General features: G+C 62.5%; 21 protein-coding genes and 1 riboswitch. Of the genes, 11 read left to right on the top strand and 10 right to left on the bottom strand.

The window, feature by feature from the left end:
- Positions 1-33: 33 nt before the first annotated feature.
- The gene (locus KVG91_RS03570) at positions 34-1,575 is read right to left on the bottom strand and encodes a UxaA family hydrolase (RefSeq protein ID WP_169374953.1); all 1,542 of its coding nucleotides are present in this window, start codon (positions 1,573-1,575) and stop codon (positions 34-36) included.
- A gap of 75 nt (positions 1,576-1,650) precedes the next feature.
- Complete coding sequence (locus tag KVG91_RS03565; RefSeq protein WP_169374954.1) at positions 1,651-3,033, bottom strand: MFS transporter; 1,383 nt, start codon at positions 3,031-3,033, stop codon at positions 1,651-1,653.
- A gap of 121 nt (positions 3,034-3,154) precedes the next feature.
- Between KVG91_RS03565 and KVG91_RS03560 the strand changes: the two genes are divergently transcribed.
- On the top strand, positions 3,155-4,114 hold the full coding sequence (locus KVG91_RS03560; protein WP_225926944.1) for a LysR substrate-binding domain-containing protein: 960 nt from the start codon (positions 3,155-3,157) through the stop codon (positions 4,112-4,114).
- A 52-nt stretch (positions 4,115-4,166) separates the two neighbouring features.
- Here KVG91_RS03560 and KVG91_RS03555 read toward each other — a convergent pair whose 3' ends face one another.
- Complete coding sequence (locus tag KVG91_RS03555) at positions 4,167-5,246, bottom strand: tartrate dehydrogenase (protein WP_169374955.1); 1,080 nt, start codon at positions 5,244-5,246, stop codon at positions 4,167-4,169.
- Positions 5,247-5,354: 108 nt separating this feature from the next.
- Between KVG91_RS03555 and KVG91_RS03550 the strand changes: the two genes are divergently transcribed.
- Both KVG91_RS03550 and KVG91_RS03545 read left to right on the top strand, forming a co-directional pair.
- Positions 5,355-6,266 carry a LysR substrate-binding domain-containing protein gene (locus KVG91_RS03550; RefSeq protein WP_169374956.1) on the top strand — a complete coding sequence of 304 codons (912 nt, stop codon included), beginning with the start codon at positions 5,355-5,357 and terminating at the stop codon, positions 6,264-6,266.
- A 340-nt stretch (positions 6,267-6,606) separates the two neighbouring features.
- Complete coding sequence (locus KVG91_RS03545) at positions 6,607-6,840, top strand: hypothetical protein (protein ID WP_169374957.1); 234 nt, start codon at positions 6,607-6,609, stop codon at positions 6,838-6,840.
- A gap of 10 nt (positions 6,841-6,850) precedes the next feature.
- On the opposite strand, the gene KVG91_RS03540 is transcribed toward KVG91_RS03545, so the two are convergent.
- Together KVG91_RS03540 and KVG91_RS03535 are read right to left on the bottom strand one after the other, a co-directional pair.
- Positions 6,851-8,392, bottom strand: coding sequence for a GMC family oxidoreductase (locus KVG91_RS03540; protein WP_169374958.1), 1,542 nt, complete (start codon positions 8,390-8,392; stop codon positions 6,851-6,853).
- Positions 8,393-8,488: 96 nt separating this feature from the next.
- Positions 8,489-9,244 (bottom strand): alpha/beta hydrolase, encoded by a 756-nt coding sequence (locus KVG91_RS03535; RefSeq protein ID WP_169374959.1) that lies wholly within the window; start codon positions 9,242-9,244, stop codon positions 8,489-8,491.
- Between the two features lie 103 nt (positions 9,245-9,347).
- Here KVG91_RS03535 and KVG91_RS03530 point away from each other — a divergent pair, with 103 nt between their 5' ends.
- Positions 9,348-10,787: an HD domain-containing phosphohydrolase gene (locus tag KVG91_RS03530; protein ID WP_169374960.1), complete on the top strand. Its 1,440-nt coding sequence runs from the start codon at positions 9,348-9,350 to the stop codon at positions 10,785-10,787.
- Positions 10,788-11,064: 277 nt separating this feature from the next.
- On the opposite strand, the gene KVG91_RS03525 is transcribed toward KVG91_RS03530, so the two are convergent.
- Positions 11,065-11,295 carry a DUF6124 family protein gene (locus KVG91_RS03525; protein WP_169374961.1) on the bottom strand — a complete coding sequence of 77 codons (231 nt, stop codon included), beginning with the start codon at positions 11,293-11,295 and terminating at the stop codon, positions 11,065-11,067.
- A gap of 558 nt (positions 11,296-11,853) precedes the next feature.
- Here KVG91_RS03525 and KVG91_RS03520 point away from each other — a divergent pair.
- Positions 11,854-12,426 carry a nucleotidyltransferase family protein gene (locus KVG91_RS03520; RefSeq protein ID WP_169374962.1) on the top strand — a complete coding sequence of 191 codons (573 nt, stop codon included), beginning with the start codon at positions 11,854-11,856 and terminating at the stop codon, positions 12,424-12,426.
- Here the strand turns inward: KVG91_RS03520 and chrA are convergent.
- Positions 12,415-13,614, bottom strand: coding sequence for a chromate efflux transporter (gene chrA / locus KVG91_RS03515; protein WP_225926943.1), 1,200 nt, complete (start codon positions 13,612-13,614; stop codon positions 12,415-12,417). The genes KVG91_RS03520 and chrA overlap by 12 nt on opposite strands.
- A 173-nt stretch (positions 13,615-13,787) precedes the next feature.
- Between chrA and tspO the strand changes: the two genes are divergently transcribed.
- The 3 genes from tspO to KVG91_RS03500 all read left to right on the top strand — a co-directional run bounded on the left by tspO (position 13,788) and on the right by KVG91_RS03500 (position 15,605).
- Positions 13,788-14,228, top strand: coding sequence for a tryptophan-rich sensory protein TspO (gene tspO / locus KVG91_RS03510; protein WP_169374964.1), 441 nt, complete (start codon positions 13,788-13,790; stop codon positions 14,226-14,228).
- Entirely contained in the window at positions 14,228-15,154 is a 927-nt protein-coding gene (locus KVG91_RS03505; RefSeq protein WP_169374965.1) for an alpha/beta hydrolase, read from the top strand. Before tspO ends, KVG91_RS03505 begins: the two co-directional genes overlap by 1 nt.
- A 226-nt stretch (positions 15,155-15,380) precedes the next feature.
- Positions 15,381-15,605: a hypothetical protein gene (locus KVG91_RS03500; RefSeq protein WP_169374966.1), complete on the top strand. Its 225-nt coding sequence runs from the start codon at positions 15,381-15,383 to the stop codon at positions 15,603-15,605.
- Between the two features lie 123 nt (positions 15,606-15,728).
- Here KVG91_RS03500 and KVG91_RS03495 read toward each other — a convergent pair whose 3' ends face one another.
- The 3 genes from KVG91_RS03495 to KVG91_RS03485 are packed head-to-tail and all read right to left on the bottom strand — an operon-like array spanning position 15,729 to position 18,501.
- The gene (locus KVG91_RS03495) at positions 15,729-16,493 is read right to left on the bottom strand and encodes an ABC transporter ATP-binding protein (RefSeq protein WP_169374967.1); all 765 of its coding nucleotides are present in this window, start codon (positions 16,491-16,493) and stop codon (positions 15,729-15,731) included.
- Entirely contained in the window at positions 16,490-17,494 is a 1,005-nt protein-coding gene (locus KVG91_RS03490) for a FecCD family ABC transporter permease (RefSeq protein WP_169374968.1), read from the bottom strand. Before KVG91_RS03490 ends, KVG91_RS03495 begins: the two co-directional genes overlap by 4 nt.
- Positions 17,491-18,501, bottom strand: a complete 1,011-nt coding sequence (locus tag KVG91_RS03485) for an ABC transporter substrate-binding protein (RefSeq protein WP_169374969.1) — start codon at positions 18,499-18,501, stop codon at positions 17,491-17,493. The genes KVG91_RS03490 and KVG91_RS03485 overlap by 4 nt, the downstream gene beginning before the upstream one ends.
- A gap of 117 nt (positions 18,502-18,618) precedes the next feature.
- A riboswitch (cobalamin riboswitch) is annotated at positions 18,619-18,813 on the bottom strand.
- A 152-nt stretch (positions 18,814-18,965) separates the two neighbouring features.
- On the opposite strand from KVG91_RS03485, the gene KVG91_RS03480 reads away from it, so the two are divergent.
- The 3 genes from KVG91_RS03480 (at position 18,966) to KVG91_RS03470 (ending at position 22,526) form a co-directional block, all read left to right on the top strand.
- On the top strand, positions 18,966-19,901 hold the full coding sequence (locus tag KVG91_RS03480; protein WP_169374970.1) for a LysR substrate-binding domain-containing protein: 936 nt from the start codon (positions 18,966-18,968) through the stop codon (positions 19,899-19,901).
- 80 nt (positions 19,902-19,981) lie between these two features.
- Positions 19,982-21,172, top strand: a complete 1,191-nt coding sequence (locus KVG91_RS03475; protein WP_169374971.1) for a CaiB/BaiF CoA transferase family protein — start codon at positions 19,982-19,984, stop codon at positions 21,170-21,172.
- Positions 21,173-21,221: 49 nt separating this feature from the next.
- On the top strand, positions 21,222-22,526 hold the full coding sequence (locus KVG91_RS03470) for an MFS transporter (RefSeq protein ID WP_169374972.1): 1,305 nt from the start codon (positions 21,222-21,224) through the stop codon (positions 22,524-22,526).
- The last annotated feature ends 6 nt before the right edge of the window (positions 22,527-22,532 follow it).

The following is a 22,532-nucleotide window of genomic DNA, read 5'->3' as shown; positions in this document are numbered from 1 at the left end:
CGAGGTTCCTTAAATGTATGTGGACGGGCTGGATCAGCTGACGATGCCCAGGTGCCAGGGCACGAATTCGTGATCCCCAAGCCCCAACAATTCGCTCTTGGTCGAGGCACCTGAAGCAGCCTCCAGAATGTGCTCAAAGATGCGTTGACCCATCTGCTCAACCGACAGCTCACCGTCCAGAATAAGGCCGCAATTGATGTCCATGTCTTCTTCCAGGCGGGTGAACATCGCGGTGTTGCTGGCGAGTTTGATCGTTGGCGCCGGCTTGCTCCCAAACATCGAGCCTCGGCCGGTGGTGAAGCAAATGAGGTTGGCACCGCTGGCGATTTGACCGGTTGCGGCAACAGGGTCGTAGCCGGGTGAATCCATGAACACGAGGCCGGCCTTGTCAATCGGCTCGGCGTACTCGTACACCGCCTGCAACGGTGTTGTGCCGCCTTTCATGGCAGACCCCAGCGATTTTTCGAAGATATTGGCCAGCCCGCCCGCCTGATTACCAGGCCCAACGACGCCATTGAATTGCCCATTCTGACCCCGCGTGTATTCCTCCCACCAGGCCAGGCGGTCCAGCAGCTTCTGACCCACCTCGGGACTGATCGCACGTCGCGTCAGCATGAACTCCACACCGTGGATTTCGGGTGTCTCGGACAGAATGGCCGTGCCGCCATGACGCACCAGAATATCCATCGCAGCCCCCAATGCCGGGTTGGCGGTGATGCCTGAAAAGCCATCGGAGCCGCCGCATTCCAGTCCGATCTTCAGGTGCGCCGCACTGACCGGGACACGCTTGATAGCGTTGGCTTCGGGCAGCATCGCTTCGATCGCCGCGATGCCTTGAGCGATGGTTGCACGCGTGCCGCCGGTATCCTGCATCACAAATGTGCGCAGATTACTATCAGGCACCAGTTGCTGAGCCTCGACGAGGCTGGCCACCTGGTTTCGCTCGCAACCCAGTCCGACGATCAGTACAGCCGCCAGATTGGGATGGCGCGCATACCCCGCGATGGTGCGCTGCAGGACGTCGAAATGATGACTGGGAGAGGACATGCCGCATCCGCTCGTCTGGGCGAATGCGACGACGCCGTCGACGTTCGGGTAGGCGGCGAGCCGCTCGGGCGTGAAATGCTCGGCGATTTTCTTGATCACGGTCGACGAGCAGTTCACCGACGACAGCAGTCCGATGAAGTTGCGCGTGGCAACACGGCCGTCTGCTCGCACGATACCCATGAAGGTCGCGCGTTTATCGGGTGCTACGTAGTCCACAGGGCGCACGTCCTCACAGAAGCCCGGCTCCCGGTTGAAATCGATGAGTGCGATGTTGTGGGAGTGAACGTGCTCGCCCTTGAGAATATTGCGCGAAGCGACACCGATGATCGTGTCGTACTTACGCACCGGTTCACCCGCCATGATGTCCTGCGCCGCGATCTTGTGCCCGGCCGGCACTTGCGCCCGGATGCGGACGCCCAGTTCGGGCAGCTCGTCTCCCAGGCCGATCAACTGGCGAGCGACGAGGACGTTGTCATTGGCATGCAGACGTATCAGTCTGTGAGGGGCATGGGTCGCGGTAGTCGTCATAAAACAGTCCTGGCATCCAGATTACGGCTGAAAAGTTGAAACGCAGGTGTCATCCCTGCGTCGGCGCTTCAGGTATCAGCGGCTATAGGGTTCACTCGACACCTGCGAGGGGGAGGGGGCGTGCTGAGGCTCGCTCGGCGTGGACGCAACGATGGGTTCGACCTTCTTCAGCAGCAGGGCGTAGTTCAGGATGCCAAGCATTCCGAGCACCGCCGAGAAGACCAACGCCATTTTGAACGACCCGGTCGAGGCAACGATGAAGCCGGTAATCACCGGCCCCAGGACGCCGCCAAAGTTCGCAACCATGTTCTGCAGCCCGGCTACGGTGGACGTCATGTTCTTCGGCGCTACATCACCCGGCAGCGCCCAGACTTGCGAAGCCGCGACAGTGGTTCCGGCCTTTGCGATGCACAGCAGCAGGACAGTGAGCCAGACCGACGTGGTCAGTGGCGCCAGACCGATACACAGCGCCATCGAAAGCCCCACGATGAGAAACAGTTTGCGTGTCGCGGTGAGCGACAGGCGTCCACTGTGGACCACCCTGTCGGAGAGCCATCCGGCAGCGATCTCGGCGAAGAGGCCGCAAATCAGCGGAAGCGAAGCGACCATGCCCATCTTGAGCAAGCCCATCCCCTGTTCCTGCACAAGGTACGTGGGCAGCCAGGTGATGAAGAAGTACGAGATGTAGTTGATGGTGAAGAAGCCCAGGCACATCGCCCAGATATTGCGGTGCTTGAGCAGTTCGTACCATTTCATCGGGATCGTGGCATCGACACCGTGCTGCTGGGCTTGACCACCGCGGATGTATTGCACCTCGGCAGCGTTGGCGCTTCTGTGTTTTTCCGGAGTGTCCGAGAAATACCACCACCAGATCAGGCTCCAGACGAGGCCGGCCAGGCCCACGATCACGAACGTCATGCGCCAGTCGAACGCCATCATCAAGGTCACAATGAGCGGCATCGCCACGGCACCGCCGAATTTCGAGGCGCTGTCAAAAAGACCTGAAATGGTTGCCCGCTCCCTGTCCGGGAACCACTTGGACGCGATCCCTGCATTGGCTGGGTAAGCGCCGGCTTCACCGACGCCCAAAGCCACTCGCAGTCCAACCAGGGAGGCAAAGCCTGTCGCAAGTCCTGTGGCCGCCGTCGCGAGCGACCAGGAGCCTACGGCAATCCCGAGCCCCATTTTCTGCCCGAACTTGTCGGCCACCCAGCCAGCAGGAATTTGTAGCAGCGCGTAGGACCAGAAAAAAGCGGACAAGACGATACCCATCATCTCGGGGGTCAGGCTGAACTCTTTGATGAGTTCGGGTGCTGCGACTGAGAGAACGGTGCGATCAATGTAGTTGATGGCGATGGCAAACCACATCAGGGCTGCCACGACCCAACGAGCGTTGGATTTTTTCCCTTGATTCACCACGGGTTCATTTAACGGTTTGGCGGTACCTGGAGTGCGCATTGCTTGTCTCCGATCATTGTTTTTGTTTTTCGATACTGACCCGTGGCTACATTGCTGAACAATGAATAAGCGGACATACTTCATAGCCTTTTTGACATCTATGCTCCTTCTGCCGGGGATAATGCTGGTGAGTGACATCGATAGAGTTTTGCGCTCCAACCTTAAACTCAAACACCTGCAGCTTGTGGTTGCGCTGGATGAATTCCGTCATCTTGGGCGGTCCGCGGAATTTTTGTCGCTGACCCAGCCGGCCGTCAGCAAGTCGCTTGCGGAAATCGAAAAGATGTTCGGACTCGAGTTATTCATCCGCTCAACGCGAGGGACCCGGCCGACTGCCTACGGCGAGCAGGTTGTCCGATTTGCGCGTTCGGTACTTGTGGATTTTGACCGTACTTGTGACGACATCGCTTCAGTCGCCAGTGGAGGCGCCGGGCGTATCCGCGTTGGCGCTATGGTCGTTGCCACACCTGGATTGCTGGTGGGCGCCGTCAGCCGCCTCAAGCTCAGTTCGCCACACACGACGGTGTCGATCGAGGAGGGTGATCTCACGCGCCTGTTGCCGAGGCTGCGCACAGGCGAGCTCGATTTCATCGTGGGTCGGCTGGAGCCAGGCTACAGCTCTCCGGACCTTGAAACGCAGGCGTTATACGCCGACTCCATGCGAGTCGTCGTCGCTGCCGATCATCCGCTGGCCACAGTGGCCCGACCCACCTGGCATCATCTGGCGACGCTTCCCTGGGTCGTTCCCCCGGCCTGGGCATCCTCGCGGATCAAGCTGAACCAGATGTTCTACAAACACAGTCTGCAACCCCCGGCTGACATCATCGAAACCTCGTCCTTTCTGGTGACGATGACGTTCATGAGGAAAAGAAACTGCGTCTGCTTCGTCGCGAGTAAAGTCGCGGATTACCTCGAATCCGTAGGCCTGGGCCACACCCTGCCGCTGGAGGTGCCGATCGAGTTACCGCCGGTGGGTATCATTCTTCTGAGTAACGGGCTGAGAACCCCCGTTGCAAGTACTCTCATCGATGCTCTGCACGAACAGGCGATGGGCATCAGGGGCGAGACCGCGCCTGAGTGAATGCACATGCAACGGTGGTAGCGAGGGGCGAGTATGCCCGCCACTCTCTGCTTCAGACCGCGGCAGCGATGGCCTTGCCCAGCGATTCCGTGTTGCCGGTGCCACCGATGTCGGCGGTCAAGGGCGCATGCTCCGGGCCCATCGCAAGCACGGTTTCGATCGCGGTCAGCACTGCGGCGCCTGCTTCGGGATGGCCCAGGTGCTCGAGCATCATCGCACCGCACCAGATCTGCCCGATCGGGTTGGCGATGCCTTTTCCGGCGATATCGGGCGCCGAGCCGTGCACCGGCTCGAACAGACTCGGGAAGTTGCGTTCCGGGTTGATGTTGGCCGAGGGAGCGATGCCGATGGTGCCGGTGCAGGCCGGGCCCAGGTCGGAAAGGATGTCGCCGAACAGGTTGCTGGCCACCACCACGTCGAACCAGTCCGGGTGCAGGACGAAGTTCGCGGTGAGAATATCGATGTGGTACTTGTCGACGTTGACGTCCGGATATTTCTTGCCCATTTCCACGACGCGTTCATCCCAGTAGGGCATGGTGATCGCGATGCCATTGGATTTGGTGGCCGAGGTCAGGTGCTTCTTCGGACGGCTTTGCGCCAGGTCGTAGGCGAACTTGAGGATACGGTCGACGCCGACGCGGGTCATCACGGTTTCCTGCAGCACGATCTCGCGGTCGGTTCCGGGGAACATCCTGCCACCGACACTGGAGTACTCGCCTTCAGTGTTCTCGCGCACCACCCAGAAGTCGATGTCGCCGGGCTTGCGGTTCGCCAGTGGGGCCTTCACGCCGGGCATCAGGCGGCAGGGGCGCAGGTTGACGTACTGGTCGAATTCACGACGGAACTGCAGCAGCGAATCCCACAAGGAAATGTGGTCAGGCACAACATCCGGCCAGCCCACGGCACCGAAGTAGATCGCATCGTAGCCCTTGAGGGTATCGAACCAGTCGTCCGGCATCATCTTGCCGTGAGCCAGGTAGTAATCGGCGCTGGCGAAATCGAACCAGTCCCATTGCAGTTCCAGATTGAACCGGGCCGCCACAGCGTCGAGCACACGCACGCCTTCGGGCATCACTTCCTTGCCAATGCCGTCGCCGGGGATCACTGCAATTTTGTACTGGGTTCTGCTCATGGATTCGACTCCTGGGTTGATTAGGGCATGGAACTCAGTGTATGCAGGATCTCTGCATTAATAATTGGCTCTGCTGGAAAGCCATTCTTAGTTTTAAGGAAAGAATCCATGAGCATGATCGATGACCTGAGTTTCTTTCAGCAGGTGGCTACACGCGCCAGCCTAACGGAAGTGGCTCGCCATCTGGGGCTGTCGCTGCCTGCCGTGAGCAAACGGCTCAGCCAACTGGAGGCCAGACTTGGGGTGCAGTTGTTACAGCGCACTACGCGCCGATTGTCGCTGACCTCAGAAGGGGTGCTGTACCTGGAGGGAAGTCGCCCGATTCTGCGCCAGCTCGAGGAATTGGAGAGTGCGCTCGGCAGCCGTCAGCCGACCTTGCAAGGCCGGTTGCGGATCAATGGCACGCTGGGTTTCGGGCGGCAGCATCTCGCCCCCGTGGTATCGAGCTTCGCCCGGCTTCATCCGGAGCTTGAGATTTCTCTCGAGCTGACCAGCCAGCCACTGAGCATGCTGGACGACCAATTCGATATCGGCGTGTGCATGGGCGAGCCGCCGGACTCACGATTGGTCGGCATTCGCCTGCTGGAGAATCCACGCATTCTCTGTGCCTCTGCGGCATACCTTGAAGCGATGCCTGAACTGACGCGTGTGGCGGATCTGGGGCAGCATAACTGCATTGTTCTGCGCCAATTCGGCAGCGATTACGCGATTTGGCGCTTCAGCAAGGATGGCCAGAATTACTCGCACAAGGTCAGCGGGACGCTGTCGAGCAATGATGGCGAGGTGGCATTGAGTCTGGCGCTGGACGGGCATGGATTGATCCTGCGTTCGCGCTGGAATGTTCAGCAACACCTTGAAAGTGGGCGCCTGCAGGCCGTATTGACTGATCACCAGGCACCGCAGGCTGATGTTTTTGCGGTGTATCAGCACCGGCAGCATATTCCCCGGCGCATCTCGGTCTTCGCCCGTTACCTTGCGCAGGCGCTGGCGGAGCGTTTGCCGTTCGCGGCACTCAAGTAGCCGGTACTCGGAAAGACTGAAGTTCATGGTTAGGCACGCAATTTTTCAGTCCTGTCTTGGCGATCAGATGCGCAAACAGCCAAGGCGGGTTGACGGCGAACAGAAAAGCGTTCTGCCATTTGCTATGGCACATGTGGTCCCGACCTGGGGGGGCGCCCGTGAAGAGTTTGAGTCGACGGCCGCAGCGCAACGATCGCTGTGCCTTCACTTGTTCTACGTTACAGATGCAATCGAACGTTCGATTTCAGCCGAAAGCGGCCCCTTTTTTTCGCAACCGGTCTACCATGCCAACCCCGGCAGTGGTTCATGCGCTACCGACCCCATTCTTAAAGGTGCTGCAATGTCCATCGACCAAATCTCCCTGCCTAAAGGCGTAGGCCCCCACGCCATCAAGCTTCTCGAAGCCATCACCGGCGCGTCCACCCACGAAGAACTCAACCGCGCCGGCGGTAAAGCCGAGGGTTTCGTGCTGGGCCTGGAATCCACCAAGGCCATCAAAAGCCAGATCGCCGAGTCGATGTATGTGGCTTACGACGACGCGGCAAGTAATCGGGCGGGTGAGTTGAAGGGCTGACCGCCTGGCGTCACACCTGATACAGCGCTCGAATCTCCTCTACCGCCCGCTCTCCGATCACCACACACGGCGCCATCGTGTTGCCGCTGGTCACGTGCGGCATGATCGAGGCGTCGGCAATCCGCAGGCCTTGCACGCCGTACACCAGCAGGCGGCTGTCGACCACCGACATCGAATCCCGACCCATTTTCGCGGTGCCGCATTGGTGCCAGTAGGTCACGGCCGCATTGCGTGCGTAGTGTTCCAACGCGCGCGTGTCGAGGTTGCCCGGCAAGCATTCACCTTTGACCAGGCCTTTGAAGGCGGCCTGCGCGCCCAGTTCCTGGACGAAGCGCAGGTTGTCCAGGGCGCTGCGCAGGTCGTCCGGGTGCGACAGCGTGTTGGGTTGGATGATCGGCGCGTCGTCAGGGCGTGGGCCGGACAAGGTGACGTGACCACGGCTCTGCGGGTGGGCGAGGCCGGCGAACATGGTCCAGCCATGGTCAGGCACGCCCAGGTGTGCGTTTTCGGCGCTGGGCACGGGGAATTCGGCTTGGCAGTGGAACATGTCCGGCAGGCGCAGGGCGCTGTCACTGCTCCAGTACAGGGTGGCTTCGGAACCGCCATGGCCGATGGGTTGTGGCGTGGTGTACGCGAAGATGGCGGCAAAGGACACGTGGTCCTGATGGTTGGCGCCGACACCGGGCAGGTGCTGGATCACCGGGATGCCGTGGCGCCGCAGTGCCTGTTCAGGCCCGATGCCGGATTGCATCAGCACCTTGGGCGTATTGATCGCGCCGAGGGACAGGATCACCTCGTGGTCGGCGTAATAGCGCTGGATTTGCCCCTGGTTCAGCGCCTCAACTCCAACCACGCGTTGACCTTTGAACAGCAGCCGGCTCACCAGCGTATCGGTCAAGACGGTCAGGTTAGGCTGGCCGCGTCGCGGGTGGACGTACGCGCGGTAGATGGAATGGCGCTTGCCATTCTTGATGATCAGGTCGTTGAAGGCGGCGCCGCCTCGACCTTCCATCATCAGACCGTTGGGGTTGTCGAAGGTGGGGATGTCCATCGCGTTGGCGGCGTCGAGCATGGCGTGTGCGATCGGCTGGGCGGGCGCGGCACACTGGACATGCACCGGGCCGCCGGTGCCGCGTCGGCTGGGGTCGGCGTTGCCCTGGTAGTCCTCGATGCGCTGGTACAACTTGAGCACGGAGGCGTAACTCCAGGCCGGGTCGCCGCTTTCGGCGGCGAAGTCCTCCCAATCGTTTTTATGCCCGCGCGCCCACAACATCACGTTGATGCTCGACCCGCCGCCCAGGCCGCGACCCATGTTGAGCGGGATCTGCCGGTCATTGATGTGCGGGTTGGCGGCGGCGGTGAAGTTCCAGTCACGCTCAGTGCCCAGGTTCAATGGCCAGTGGCCGGGCTGCTCGATATCGGGGTGCTCGTCGTCGCTGCCTGCTTCGATCAGCAGCACGCGGCCCCCAGGGTTTTCTGCCAGCCGACCCGCGACCACGGAGCCGGATGCGCCGGCGCCACATACAATGAAGTCGAACGTATTGTCAGGCATGAATCCATTTCCATCCGTTTGATGTGCGCAAGGCCAGGCACTTACTTTTTCGTGGGTTCTTGATAAGTGCCTGGCCCATGGTAAGAATGCCGGGCGTTACTGGCTTTGCTGCACCGCCTGGATGATCACCTTGGCCACATCGGCCGGGCGTGATTGTTGAGGCACATGGCTGGCCTGGATCTCAGTGACCTGGGCGCCGATTTTTTTCGCGAAGGCGCGCTGCAGGTCAGGCTGGATCATGCGGTCGTCGCGGGCGACCACGTACCAGGATGGCTTGCCTTTCCAGGCGGCGGCGCTGGTTTTGTCGTCAAACGCCGAGGCGCGGATCGGCCCCTGGGTGGCGGCCATCACGGCAGTCTGTTCTGCCGGCAGGTCCTGGGCGAAGCCGGTGGCCATGCCTTGGGCGGTCATGTAGAGGAAGCCGTTTTTATCGGCGGTAATGTCTTTGACGCCGGCCGGGGCGGGGTAGTCCTTGCCCAGGTCTTTGCTGGCCTGGCCGGCATCCGGGGCGAAGGCGGCGACGTAGACCAGGCCGCGTACTTTCTGGTCGGTGCCGGCCTGGCTGATCACGGTGCCGCCCCAGGAATGCCCGACCAGTACGACGTTGCCGTCCTGGTTGTTGAGCACGCGCTGGGTGGCGGCAACATCGTCGGCCAGCGAGGTGAGCGGGTTTTGCACCACGGTGACCTTGATGCCTTGGGTCTGCAGCAGCGGCACCACCTTGGCCCAGTCGGAGCCGTCGGCGAAGGCGCCGTGCACGATCACCACCGAAGGTTGGGCGGCGAAGCTGGCGCTGGCGAAGATCGAGGTGGTCATGGCGAGTGCGAGAGCGATTGCTTTGGGCTTGAACATGGCGGTGTCTCCTGTTGGGGTGTCGCCAGTGTCGGCATTGCGCGGCGGTACGGGTATCGGTCGTTTATCCGAGGCCGGCCATTTAATGAGTGCGGAGAAACAAATGGACGAAACGGACTGCATTGAAATGGACGGCGCGATCCTGGCCCTGTCCATGGTCGGCGACCTGAGCATGGGCCAGCCGTTTGGCCAGTCGCGGCGAACGGCGCGCCTGGTGCAGTTGCTGGGCCAGGCCTGCCACGGTGACGGCGACCACATCGACATCGGCCGCCAGGTGGCATTGCTGCGGTGGTCGGGCTGCACGGCGAATGCGGACGGTTTCAGCGAACTGTTGGGCGACGACGTGCAGGGGCGCAACGCGATGCTCAGTCAGACCCTTGATGCAGCCGGCGCGCGCGCCGTAGGCCAGGCGACGTCGCTGGCGCAGGTGCATTGCGAGGTGTCCGGCGATATCGCCCGGACCTTGGGGCTCAGCGCCGGCGTGGAACTGGGCCTGCGCAATGTGTTCGAGCAGTTCGACGGCGGCGGCAGGCCCTTGGGCTTGCGCCATCCGCAGGTGCCCGAAGTGGTTTACCTGGTGGTGCTGGCGGGCGACCTGGAGATTCTGTCGCGGGTTCATGGCCTGGAGATGGCGTTGCAATGGATCGCAGGCCAGCGTGATCAACGGTATCCGGCCACGCTGATCGCCGAACTCACGCGCCACGCCGGGGATTGGCTGGAACAGTTGCGTTCGATGCAGCAAGAGCCTGCTTGCGCGCGCACCGAGCAACGCGAAGTGCCCTTGACGTTGGTGGGCGACGTGATCGATCTCAAGTTGCCCTGGCTCGCCGGCTATTCGCGGCGCTCGGCGGAATTGGTACGCGTGGCGGCGGGGCTGTCCGGATTGTCGCAGTCCAGCGCCAATCACCTGAGCCAGGCGGCGTTGATCCACGGCATCGGCCGCGCCGCAGTGCCCAATCGCATCTGGAATACGCCCGGCGCGCTGCTCGACGGCGACCTTGAACAGGCCCGGTTGGTGCCTTACTGGACCTCACGCGTCTGCGGCCAGATCCCGGCGCTTACCGTGCCCGGGCAATTGGCGGCCCACGCCTACGAGCGGCTCGACGGCAGCGGCTACTTCCGCAGCCTCAGCGGCGACGCGCTCACAGACGAGCACCGCTTGCTGACTGCCACCTTGGCCTGGACCGCGTTGCGCAGTGATCGCCCCTGGCGCCCGGCATTCAGCGAGGACGCTGCTGCGCGCCTGATGCTGGATGAGGCGCAACAGGGCCGTTTCGACACGCGCGCCTGCCAAACCGTGATCGCTGCGGCGCGTGGCGAGCTTTCGGTCAAAGCCTGCAAGGCCAGCCATGGCCCGCTCACCGAGCGCGAAACCGAGATTTTGCAGCGCATCAGCAAGGGCGGCAGCAACAAGGAAGTCGCGCGTCAGCTCGGCATCAGCCCGAGCACCGTGCGCACTCACGTCGAGAGCGTGTTTCGCAAACTGCACTGCACCACACGAGCGGCGGCGACGCTCAAGGCGCTGACGTTGGGGTTGATTTGAACTCCTCACGGACAGTTATTCGAACGCCTTTGTAGTGAGCGGGCTTGCCCCGCGCTGGGCGGCGAAGCCGCCCCAAACCAGGCGACGCGGTTTTATCTGTAAATCGGCGGTGACTGTATTAGGGCGGCTTCGCCCCCCAGCGCGGGGCAAGCCCGCTCACTACAGGCGTTGGCGTTAGGGTTGAGTGAGCACTGCACTCTGCTGGATCGCCGCGTCGTTGTATGTGGCATATGACGATGCGGCGAGTCATCAGGCGGGTGAGTTCAAAGGCTGGGTATTAAGCGGAGCAGGGCGCTTCGCGGTCGAGGAGTTTGGCGGTGAGCAGTACACCCAGTTCGCTCAGTTGGTGGATGGCGAGGGCGATGTCGCGGTGTTTGCCGCACAGGTCTTCGGACAGGTCGAGCAGCAGGGTGCTGACGGAGGTGAAGGTTTCGTAGCTGTTGGTGATGAGGGTTTCGTTGCTGGCGTTGGGAGCGACGCTGAAGAGGGTGGTTGGATCAGTAGCCATTGTTAAGTTCCTTGCTTGAGGCCACGACCCGGTCGCTACTAAACAATAGGGCGGTGGCTGTACGCAGGTTAGTAGACCGGTGGAACCTAACAAAACCGGCGCGCCCGAGGGCGCCCTGCGCACAGCCACCATCAAGCGCAGACGGGAAGGTCTGATCGATGAAGCTCGTGCACCTGTTAGGTTGAACCGTGGGCTACTAAACCCGATCACCGAGACATCGGCGACCGGAGCACCTTAGACACGGCCACCCCAGCGCACAAGCCGGCGGATTCTGACGTACGCGTAGGCAATGGAGCAAGGTGCCGGGTGGCTTTGGGATTTGTCTGAAGGACGTGGGTATCCATACGATCTGTAGTGAGCGGGCTCGCCCCGCGCTGGGTGGCGAAGCCGCCCCAAACCAGGCGACGCGGTTTTATCTGTAAATCGGCGGTGACTGTATTGGGGCGGCTTCGCCCCCCAGCGCGGGGCAAGCCCGCTCACTACACTACGGTGTAAAAGGCACGCGGCGTTGGTGTAGGCTCAGCGGCCCGAACGCCGCTGAAAGCACAAGGAATGCCCATGACATTGACCGTCAACACCCTGCTCGAACTGGCCATGGCCAACCCGATCAACGCCGAAATCACCGCGCGTTTGCCGGACCTCGGCGTGGACCAGTGCTTTCTCACGGCGGGCTGTCTGTTCCAGGCCGTATGGAATCATCAGTCGAACCTGCCGGCCGCCCAGGGCGTCAAGGACTACGACGTTTTTTACTTTGATACCGACCTGTCCTACGAGGCTGAGGACGCCGTGATCCGCGCGGCCGAGGTGCTGTTCCAGGACTTGGGCGTCAACGTCGAAGTCAAGAACCAGGCGCGGGTTCACCTCTGGTATCGCGAGCGGTTTGGCCGCCCGTATCCGCAGTTGCACACGGCCAAACAGGGGATTGATCGTTACCTGGTAGCGGGTACGTGCATCGGCTTGGAGATTGCCACGGCTGAGCTGTACGCGCCGTACGGATTTGAGGATGTGGCGCAGGGTGTGCTGCGCATCAACCCGCTGCATCCGGAGCCTGCGTTGTTTGCGCAAAAGGCCCGCAGTTACCAGGCGCGTTGGCCGTGGCTGAAGATCATCGAGCCGGGGTTAGCCCAGTAATCCTCCCACAGCGCCGCAGCCCGCCACGACCAGCCAGGGTGGCAGCCGGCCTACCGTCAACGCTGCCAGGGCGATCAGCGCCAAGGCGAAATCCGCCACGCTAAAAATCGCGCTGGTCCACACCGGCTGGTAAAGCGCCGCGAGCAAGAGCCCCACCACCGCCGCGTTGACCCCGGCCAGTGCGGCTTGGGTGCGTGGGCTGCGGCGCAGGGTGGCCCAGAAGGGCAGCGCGCCCAGCACCAGCAGAAACGACGGGGCAAAGATCGCCAACAGGCCAATCACACCCCCCAGCCAGCCCGTCGGCGCATGATTCATCGACGCGCCAAGGAAGGCGGCGAAGGTGAACAGCGGGCCCGGCACGGCTTGCGTGGCACCATAGCCGGCGACGAATACGTCATTGCTTACCCACTGCGGTGTCACCACTTCGGCTTGCAGCAGCGGCAACACCACATGGCCGCCGCCGAATACCAGCGAACCGGTGCGGTAGAAGGCGTCCACCAAGGCCAGGGTGGGGTTGGCCAGCCACCCGGCCAGAAGCGGCAGGCCCGCCAGCAACAGCGCAAACAGCCCTAACCACAAAGCGCCGGCGCGGCGGCTGATGGCGATCGGCAGTGCGTCATGCTCGGTACTGGGCGCGGGCTTGAACAGCAGCAGCCCGGCTACGCCCGCAACGGCGATGACCCCGACCTGGCCCCAGGCGGACGGTTCCAGCAGCGCCGCGCAGGCCGCCATCAGCATCAGCGTAATACGCGTCACGCCCCGGCACAGGTTGCGCGCCATGCCCCACACGGCTTGGGCCACCACCGCCACGGCGACGACTTTAAGGCCGTGCAGCACGCCGGGAGGAAGGGCGTTGCCATAATGGGAAAGGCCCATGGCGAACAGGATCAAGGCGATGGCCGACGGCAGCGTAAACCCGGCCCAGGCAGCGGCGGCGCCAGCGTAGCCCGCGCGGGAAAGGCCCAGTGCAATGCCCACCTGGCTGCTGGCCGGGCCGGGCAAGAATTGGCACAGCGCGACCAGGTCCGCGTAGCTGCGTTCGCTGAGCCAGCGCCGCCGGGTCACGAACTCAGCGCGAAAGTAACCCAAGTGGGCGATGGGCCCGCCGAACGAGGTGAGGCCCAGGCGCAGGAAGATAAGGAACACCGACCAAGGGCTGTTCGGGGGGCAGGCAAGGGCGTTGGCCAAGGTCGGATCTCGATGGGAAGACAAGCGGTGGCAGGTGTGTCCTGGCACCATAACCAATTTTGATGACGCGCAGAAGAGACGGCATTTTTTCGGCCTTCATTGAATTTTTCAGTGCGGGTTCGAGTCATTCAAGCAGAGCGTTGCTTTCTACCATTCCACCTCAAGGACTGACGATGACCTTCTTTATCTTCCTGCTCGCCTGCGCCGCCGCCGCCAGCACCGGCATTCTCTTCAAGCCGGGTGCCTGGTATGAATCGTTGGTCAAGCCCAGCTTCACCCCGCCCAATTGGCTGTTTCCGGTGGCCTGGACGATCATCTACCTGCTGCTGGCCTGGGCCGGTTATCGCCTCAGCCTGATCCCGGGCAGCCAGATCGTGTTGGCCTTGTGGGCGGCGCAGATTGCCTTGAACACACTGTGGACGCCGGTGTTCTTTGGCGCCCATCGCCTGTTCGCGGGGATGGTGATTATTGTGCTGTTGTGGCTCACCGTGGCCGCGATGGTGGTGTTGGCGGTGCGCCTGGACCTGATCACCGGCTTGATCCTGTTCCCTTACCTGGCGTGGTTGTGTGTGGCGGCGGCGTTGAATTTCTCGATCCTGCGCAATAACCGCTGATGGCTCACACACTCTGGCCCGCCAGTGAGCCTGAACTGGCCGAGATGCGCCGCTTCAACCGGAAACTTGCCTGGTTGCCACGCTTCAAGATCCGCAACCGCGTCACGCCGCGTTTGATCCAGGCGCTGTTGCGGGCCAGCCAGAAGATCAAGCGCGCACCTGCGGTGGAAATAAAGCAGGTCAACGGGGTCCCGGTGCGCATCCTGCGGCCGAGCGGCAAGCCCAAAGGTGTTGTGCTGGACATTCACGGCGGCGGTTGGGTGATCGGCAACGCGCAGATGGATGACGACCTCAACCTGGGCATGGTCAACGCATGCGACGTGGTGGTGGTGTCGGTGGATTATCGGCTGGCGGTCGACACGCCGGTCGAAGGGTTGATGGAAGACTGCCTGGCTGCCGCGCGGTGGTTGCTGACCGCCGCTGAGTTCGCCGACCTGCCGGTGTTCGTCGTTGGCGAATCGGCCGGCGGGCACCTGGCGGCGGCGACCTTGCTGGCCTTGAAACAATGGCCGGAACTACTCAAACGTATAAGCGGGGCGGTGCTCTATTACGGCGTCTACGATCTGACCGGCACACCCAGCGTGCGCACGGCGGGGCCGCAGACGCTGATGCTGGATGGGCCGGGTATGGTCGAAGCGCTGCGTATGCTGACGCCGGGGTTGAGCGATGACGAACGTCGCCAGCCGCCGTTGTCGCCGCTGTATGGCGACTTTAGCGGGCTGCCGCCGGCGTTGATGTTTGTGGGTGAACTGGATCCGCTGAAGGATGACACACTGTTGATCGCCGAACATTGGCCAGAGGCAGAAGCGCATCTGTTGCCGGAGTCGGCGCATGGGTTCATCCATTTTCCGGTGGCGATGGCGGCCAGCGTGCTTGCCTGCAGCCACACATGGATAGCGCAGCGGATGCTCCTGATAAACGTGTAGTGAGCGGGCTTGTCCCGCGCTGGGTGGCGAAGCCGCCCCAAAACCAGTCGCCCTAATTTTACCTGACACACCGCAGCGGCCCGATTGGGGCGGCTTCGCCACCCGGCGCGGGGCAAGCCCGCTCACTACAGGGGGTTGTCAGACCGGGCGTAGGGCAGTTGAACTTGAAACCTGATCATCTGGTCAGGTCATTAAACGGCCCATTTTCCATCACTTGGATTTTTCCATGCGCGAATACACGCTCAGCTACCTGTTCAACGGCGAACCCCGTACCCAGGCGTTCGAACTCAAGCAGCCCGAGTTGCCCGAGCATGAGGCAGCGCTGCACTTGCTGCAACTGCACTTCGGCGATGCGGAAAATGGCTTGATCCTGCCCCCTACGGATGCGGCGCCGGAGGAAATTCTGCAGCAGGCGCAGGTGATGGGGATTACTCGGATCGAGGTGCTATGAAACGCCGCCGATCAATGTGGGAGCTGGCTTGCCTGCGATAGCGGTGGGTCAGTTAGCCCATCCTATCCTGGTCCGCCGCCATCGCAGGCAAGCCAGCTCCCACATTTGTACTGGGTGAATTTTTCAGTTCGGGCGCAACCGCAGGATCTGCGCGCCATCGAACGGGTCTGTGAGGTAGTGCCCCTGCACGCCAAACGTCTGCTGCAACCGTTGCGGCGTCAGCACCTCCAACGGGTGACCCAGCGCCACCAACCGGCCGTGGTCCAGTACCGCCAGCCGGTCACAGGTCAGCGCCTGGTTCAGATCATGCAGCGCAATCAAGGTGGTCACCGGCAACCCCTGTATCCCCTTCAAGATCCCCAGTTGATGCTGGATATCCAGATGATTGGTCGGCTCATCCAGCAGCAGGATCTGCGGGCGTTGCGCCAGTGCACGGGCGATGTGCACGCGCTGGCGTTCGCCGCCGGAGAGGCTGCGCCAGGCGCGCTGGCTCAGGTGGGTGGCGTCGACGTCATGCAGCGCCTGATTGACGAAGGCGTCGTCCTCGCTGGACCAGGGGCTCAGCGCCGACAACCACGGCGTACGGCCCAACGCCACGGCGTCGAACACGCGGATGGCATCGTCGGTATCGGCCTGTTGCTCCACTACCGCCAGTTGCTGCGCGATGGCGCGGCGCGACAGCCCGTCCAGGCGCGCGCCCCCAAGCCGTACTTCGCCGCAGGCCGGTGTACGCAAACCGGCGAGCAGTTTGAGCAGGGTGGATTTGCCGGAGCCGTTCGGGCCGACAATTCCCAGGGTTTCACCCTGCTGAACGTCCAGATGAATATCACGCAATAACTGCGCCTCGCGCACCTTGAAACCCAGGCCGGTGCAGCTCAGTACTGTCATCGCGCATTCCTCCGGCCGATCAGGATCAGCGCGAACACCGGTGCGCCGACCAGCGCCGTGACCACACCGACCGGAATCACCTGGCCTTTTATCAGCGTGCGCGACAGCACATCCGCCGCGATCAAAAACAGCGCGCCGCCCAACGCACTCGCCGGCAGCAGACGCGAATGGCCGGTGCCGAGCAACAGGCGCACGGCATGGGGAATCACCAGCCCGACAAAGCCGATGGAGCCGACAATCGACACCATCACTGCGGTCACCAGCGCCGCGCAGCCCACCAGCACAAACTGCACCCGGCGCACGGGAACGCCGAGGGACGCCGCCGAGTCACTGCCGAAGGTGAACGCATCCAGCGCGCGACGATGCCACAGGCACACCGCCAACCCTGCGACCGCCACCGGCACCGCCAGCCACACCGAGGGCCAGCGCACGCCGCTGAGGTTGCCCAGCAGCCAGAACAGGATGCCGCGCGCCTGTTCGGAACTGGCGGACTTGGTGATCAGGAACGCGGTGAGCGCATTGAACAATTGCGAACCAGCAATGCCGGCGAGGATGATCTGGCCGGTGCCGCTGGCCGAACCGCTGGCGCGCGCGAGCAGGATCACCAGGGCGAACGCCGCCATCGCGCCGGCAAACGCACCGGCCGACAACGAAACCAGCCCGCCGCCCACGCCCATCAACGCCACCAGCACCGCGCCGGTCGAGGCACCGGCGCTGATGCCCAGCAGGTACGGATCGGCCAGGGGGTTGCGCAACAACGACTGCAGGATCACCCCGCACGTCGCCAGCCCCGCACCGCAGGCGGCGGCGACCAGCGCGCGTGTGAGGCGGTAGTTCCACACCACGCCTTCATCGATGGGGTCCAGCACATAACCGGCGGCCCACAGCTTGTTGGCCAGTACCTGCAGCACCACGTGCGGTGAGATGGCGGTTTCGCCGATGGCCACGCCGGCGAGCACGGCGATCAGCAGCAAGGCCAGGGCGAGTAGGGTGCGGATCATTTGGGCAGGTCGTAGCCGTCGATGGCGGCCGCCAGTTGTTCAAGGCCGTCGAACGTGCGAATGCTGGCCTGCAGCGCCATGGCGTCGAGAATGATGATGCGGTTGTTTTTCACCGCGTCCATGTTGCGCGTCACCGGATCGCTGCGCAAAAAGGCGAGTTTCTTTTCATGATCGTCGGCGGGGTAGCGACGGCGGTCCATGCGTGCGATCACCAGGAAGGTCGGGTTGGCCTTGGCGATGGTTTCCCAGCCGACGGCGGGCCACTCTTCATCGGACTGCACCACGTTGTGCAAGCCCAGCGTCTGCAGCATGAATTCGGGAACACCTTTATGGCCGGCCACGTACGGGTCGCTGGCCAGTTCGGAACTGGAGAACCACACCAGCGCGCTGGCGTGCTTGAGGCCTTTGCCCTGCACCGTGGCGACGGACTTGGCCAGACGCGCCTTGAGTTCGTCATTTAACTGCTGGCCGCGATCCTGTACGTCGAAAATTTGCGCCAGTTGGCTGATGCTTTTGTAAATCGTCTCGATGCGAAACGGCTGCAGCCGCGTGCCGTCGGCACCCACCAGGTTGTCCTTGCCTTCGCAGTCGGAGGGCAGCAAGTAGGTGGGAATCTTCAGTTCATGGAATTGCTCGCGGGTGCCTACCACACCGTGCACGCCGACCACCCATTCCAGCTCGGCGGCCACCAGTTGCGGGCGTTTGGCGATCACCGCTTCGAAGCTCGGCTCGTTGTTGGCCAGCCGCTCGATGGTGTCGTTCTGTGCCTTGAACTGCGGCAGTACGCTGTTGAACCACAGCGACGTGCCGACCACGTTGTCGCCCACGCCCAAGGCATACAGCATCTCGGTAGCCGCCTGGCCGATGGTCACGCTGCGGGCGGGCGCCTGCTGGAACGAGAGAGTGCTGCCGCAGTTTTCCACGGTCAACGGGTAGTGGGTAGGCGCGGCGTGGGCCAGGGCACAGAAGCCGATGCTGGCGAGCAGGGCGGTAACGCGTGGCAGCATGGAGCGATCTCCGGGTGAACCGTACGTGGAGCTGGGGAGATACGGTAGCGGAAATACACCCTCGAGCGCTGTGGTACAGGCGGGCAAGAATGTCCTTCCCGGACACCCCGCCGGTTAGTGATTGAGCGTGTGCCGGCAGGTCTCCTGACTGATGCGTCGTCGCCACGCTCCAGCCTTCCCGGACGGAATCCAGTGGCATCAAGGAGCAGGCTCGGCACCTACAGTTGCGGGGGCAGTTCCGATTGGCGCGCAGGTACCGCGCTTCGGATTCCCTATTAGTCCCGTTTGGGAACCGGCGGCCGCATGGTAGTTGAAAACCGGGGGGCAGGCCATGGGTAAGCCATGTCGTGTGCGGCTTTGTTTCAAAACATGAGATTGAGCCAGGTCGCACGTTTATTGAAGGACAATCGATAAACGCCACGTTTAGACGGCGTGATCTCAACGTTCGTCGCGAAGGGCTGAGCATGCAGCACCTGGACTACTTTTCCCTGCACCTGTTCATATTGGTCTGTGAAGAAGGCACCATCGGCCGGGCCAGCGAGCGGGCGTTTATAGCGCCTTCAGCGGCCAGCAAACGTATCTCGGATATCGAGCAACGTTTTGGCACGGTGCTGCTCAAGCGCAGCAAGCGCGGGGTCGAGCCTACGTCGGCGGGCTTGGCGCTGTTGCGGCATGCGCGCGGTCTGACACGCGCCATGGAACGGCTCGACAGCGAACTGGGGGAGTACCTTGGGGGCGAAAGAGGGCATGTGCGGGTGCTGGCGAATGTGTCGGCGATGACTGAGTTTCTTCCGGAAGAACTGTCGACGTTCATGCTGCACAACCCTCGGGTCCAGGTGGATATGCAAGAACGCTTCAGCCTCGACGTCACACGTGGCGTGCTCGACGGCAGCGCCGACCTGGGAGTGTGCCGCCGTCCGGTAGCGTGCGGTGAGCTGCAGCTGTTGCCGTACCGCCAGGATCATCTGGCCGTGGTGGTCGGCACGGACCATGCCTTGGCCAGTCACGCGTGCGTGGGGTTCCAGGAAACCCTGGCGTTCGATCACATCGGCTTGTCGTCTTTTGCCACGCTCAACACGTTTTTGCGCCGCGAGGCCGAGCAATGCGGGCAGGCGCTGCATTACCGCGCCTGCGTGTCGTCGTTTCATGCGGCGTTGCGCCTGGTCCAGTGTGGCCTGGGGCTTGCCCTGTTCCCGCGGGAGGCGGTGATGCGTTACGCGCCGCTGTTTGACGTGCGCATCATCGCCTTGTCCGATGCCTGGGCCTTGGGCGAACTGGTGATCTGCCTGCGCGACCGCGATGCGTTGTCGGCACCCGCGCAACGCTTGCTTGAGCACCTGTTAAACGGTGTGGCTTGTTGCGCGGGCGAGGCACCGCTGATCCATCGTGACTGGCGATAGATCACCCCGTAGATTGCGTCTTTTCGTTTATGCATAGCCTCTCTAGCCTCGACGCACATTAACTAGAAAGGGGTAGCGCCATGTCCGGACTTCCATTGCACGGGGTGCGCGTCGTCGAACTGTCCCATATGGTCATGGGGCCGACGTGCGGGATGATTCTGGGGGACCTGGGCGCTGAGGTGATCAAGGTCGAACCGGTGGCCGGCGATGGAACACGGCGCTTGCCTGGCGCCGGCGCGGGCTTCTTTCGCGCGTTCAACCGCAACAAGTCCAGCCTGGCCCTGGACATCGAAACCCGTCAAGGGCGCGAGGCGATGCTGGCGCTGATCGACACCGCCGATGTGTTTATCGAGAATTTCCGCCCGGGCCGCATGCGGCAACTGGGCCTGGACTACGCTGCTTTGCAGGCCCGTAACCCGCGCTTGATCTATGCCGCGCATAAGGGCTTCCTCAGCGGCCCCTACGGCAACCGCCTGGCCCTGGATGAGGTGGTGCAGATGATGGCGGGCCTGGCGTACATGACCGGGCCGCCGGGCAGACCGCTGCGAGCGGGCAGTTCGGTCAACGACATCATGGGCGGGATGTTTGGCGTGATTGGCGTCCTGGCGGCGTTGAGGGAGCGAGACCGCTCCGGCAGAGGGTGCGAAGTACAGGCCGCGCTCTACGAGAACTGCGTCTTACTGGCGGCGCAGCATATGCAGCAATACGCAGTGACCGGGAAAATCCCCGAGCCCATGCCCAGCCGCATCAGCGCGTGGGCGATCTACGACGTGTTCGAATTTGCCGAGGGTCAGCAGATGTTCCTGGCCGCCACGGGAGACCGGCAGTGGCGAGCGCTGTGCCAATTGCTTGGCCTGGGTGAACTGCTCGCCGATCCGCTTCTGGCCACCAACGCTGAACGGGTTGCGCAACGCCCGCGGCTGTTGGGGCAACTGGCGGGGATTTTTGCCAGCATGCCGGCGCAGGCCCTGGCCGCACAGCTGCAAGCGCATGACGTTCCCTTCGCCCTGATCCGCCAACCCCACGAACTGTTCGACGACCCGCACCTGTTGCAGAGCGGCGGTCTGGCGCCGTTGCAGTTGGAGGACGGTGGCTTCACCTCGGTGCCCTTGCTGCCGTTTTCACTCGCGGGGCGACGCCTGCAGCCACGCCAGCCGATGGCCCGCATCGGCGAACACTCCCACCCAATCATGAAAGCACTCGGCTACAGCGATTTACAGATCGCCCAACTGTGCGCGGCAGGCGTACTCAACATTGCTGCCCCAGGCTGATTCAGCACCGTTTCCGTCTCCCCAATAATGACAATAATGGAGAACACCCATGAAGACGATTACCGCGTCCGCGCGCGACGATTACACCCTCGACGAACTGCAGCTATACCGCAAGGTTGCCCTGCGCATCCTGCCGCTGACCATGGTCTGCTTTCTGTTTTCCTATTTTGATCGCATCAACATCAGCTTCGCCAAGAGCCAGATGCAGGCGGCGTTCGGCTTGTCGGACGCCGCCTATGGGTTGGCCGCGAGCATGTTTTTCGTTGGCTACGTGCTGTTTGAAGTGCCCAGCAGCCTCGGCGTGCGGCGCTACGGTGCGCCGGCCTGGGTGTGTCGGATCATGGTGTCGTGGGGGCTGGCGACGGCCGCAATGATGTTCGCCTACAGCCAGTACACGCTTTATTTTCTACGTTTTCTGATTGGCGTGATGGAGGCCGGTTTCGGCCCTGCCATCCTGTTCTACCTGGCGTGCTGGTTTCCCAAGAAAACCTTGGCGAAAATGAACGGCATCTGGTTCCTCTCCGTACCGTTGGCCGGCGCGGTGGGCGGCCCGGTGGCCGGAATGGTACTCAGCGCCATGGACGGTGTGCTGGGGTTGGCCGGTTGGCATTGGCTGTTTGTGATTTCCGGCCTACCTTGTGTCGGCCTGGGGGTGCTGGTGCTGTGGAAGCTGGACCGTGATATCGACGCCGCGAAATGGCTGAACGCCGACGAAAAAGCGATGCTCAAGGCCAACCTCGATCACGGGCGCAGCACGAAACCGGAACACGCGTCGTTATGGCGCGTCTTGTTGACACGCGAAGTGGCGGTGCTGGCCGCGGTGTACTTTGTGATCAAAATGGCGTCGTATGGCATCAACTTCTGGATGCCAGACCTGATCCGTTCCTCGGGCATCCGTGATTCGCTGTGGATCGGCCTGCTCTCGGCGTTGCCCTATGCCGTGGCGTGTGTCGGCATGATTGCGGTGACGCGGCTCTCGGACCGAAGCGGCGACCGCAAGCGCTACCTGGTGATGTGCCTGATGGCTGCCGCCACGGGGTATGTGCTGGCTTGCCTGCTCTCTGGTTCACCTTGGGCAATGATGATCGCGCTGGTACTGGCCACGGCGGGGACCTTTATCGCCATCCCGATTTTCTGGACCATTCCGCAGTCGACGTTTTCCGGGATTGCCATCGCCAGCGGCGTCGCCGCTGTCAACTCCGTGGGGCAGTTGAGCGGGCTGGTGACGCCGGTGATGGTGGGTAAGATCAACGACCTCAGCGGAACGAGCTACATGGGCATGTTATCGATCGCTCCGGTGATTGTGCTCGGGTGTCTAGTGGTGGTGCGGTACGTACGCAACCCGCAGCGCTGATCCCGC

Source organism: Pseudomonas azadiae (genome assembly GCF_019145355.1).
GTDB lineage: Bacteria > Pseudomonadota > Gammaproteobacteria > Pseudomonadales > Pseudomonadaceae > Aquipseudomonas > Aquipseudomonas azadiae.
The sequence above is the reverse complement of the archived record's forward strand: the minus strand, read 5'-3'. Positions and strand labels throughout refer to the sequence as shown.

Coding starts and splice junctions, on each gene's coding strand:
- KVG91_RS03485 (WP_169374969.1), bottom strand. CDS start 18,501: ATGCTGCCACGCGTTACCGCCCTGCTCGCCAGCATCGGCTTCTGTGCC.
- KVG91_RS03565 (WP_169374954.1), bottom strand. CDS start 3,033: ATGCGCACTCCAGGTACCGCCAAACCGTTAAATGAACCCGTGGTGAAT.
- KVG91_RS03470 (WP_169374972.1), top strand. CDS start 21,222: ATGAAGACGATTACCGCGTCCGCGCGCGACGATTACACCCTCGACGAA.
- KVG91_RS03535 (WP_169374959.1), bottom strand. CDS start 9,244: ATGTTCAAGCCCAAAGCAATCGCTCTCGCACTCGCCATGACCACCTCG.
- KVG91_RS03520 (WP_169374962.1), top strand. CDS start 11,854: ATGACATTGACCGTCAACACCCTGCTCGAACTGGCCATGGCCAACCCG.
- KVG91_RS03480 (WP_169374970.1), top strand. CDS start 18,966: ATGCAGCACCTGGACTACTTTTCCCTGCACCTGTTCATATTGGTCTGT.
- KVG91_RS03500 (WP_169374966.1), top strand. CDS start 15,381: ATGCGCGAATACACGCTCAGCTACCTGTTCAACGGCGAACCCCGTACC.
- tspO (WP_169374964.1), top strand. CDS start 13,788: ATGACCTTCTTTATCTTCCTGCTCGCCTGCGCCGCCGCCGCCAGCACC.
- KVG91_RS03560 (WP_225926944.1), top strand. CDS start 3,155: ATGCTGGTGAGTGACATCGATAGAGTTTTGCGCTCCAACCTTAAACTC.
- KVG91_RS03570 (WP_169374953.1), bottom strand. CDS start 1,575: ATGACGACTACCGCGACCCATGCCCCTCACAGACTGATACGTCTGCAT.
- KVG91_RS03495 (WP_169374967.1), bottom strand. CDS start 16,493: ATGACAGTACTGAGCTGCACCGGCCTGGGTTTCAAGGTGCGCGAGGCG.
- KVG91_RS03530 (WP_169374960.1), top strand. CDS start 9,348: ATGGACGAAACGGACTGCATTGAAATGGACGGCGCGATCCTGGCCCTG.
- KVG91_RS03490 (WP_169374968.1), bottom strand. CDS start 17,494: ATGATCCGCACCCTACTCGCCCTGGCCTTGCTGCTGATCGCCGTGCTC.
- KVG91_RS03525 (WP_169374961.1), bottom strand. CDS start 11,295: ATGGCTACTGATCCAACCACCCTCTTCAGCGTCGCTCCCAACGCCAGC.
- KVG91_RS03545 (WP_169374957.1), top strand. CDS start 6,607: ATGTCCATCGACCAAATCTCCCTGCCTAAAGGCGTAGGCCCCCACGCC.
- KVG91_RS03540 (WP_169374958.1), bottom strand. CDS start 8,392: ATGCCTGACAATACGTTCGACTTCATTGTATGTGGCGCCGGCGCATCC.
- KVG91_RS03550 (WP_169374956.1), top strand. CDS start 5,355: ATGAGCATGATCGATGACCTGAGTTTCTTTCAGCAGGTGGCTACACGC.
- KVG91_RS03475 (WP_169374971.1), top strand. CDS start 19,982: ATGTCCGGACTTCCATTGCACGGGGTGCGCGTCGTCGAACTGTCCCAT.
- KVG91_RS03555 (WP_169374955.1), bottom strand. CDS start 5,246: ATGAGCAGAACCCAGTACAAAATTGCAGTGATCCCCGGCGACGGCATT.
- KVG91_RS03505 (WP_169374965.1), top strand. CDS start 14,228: ATGGCTCACACACTCTGGCCCGCCAGTGAGCCTGAACTGGCCGAGATG.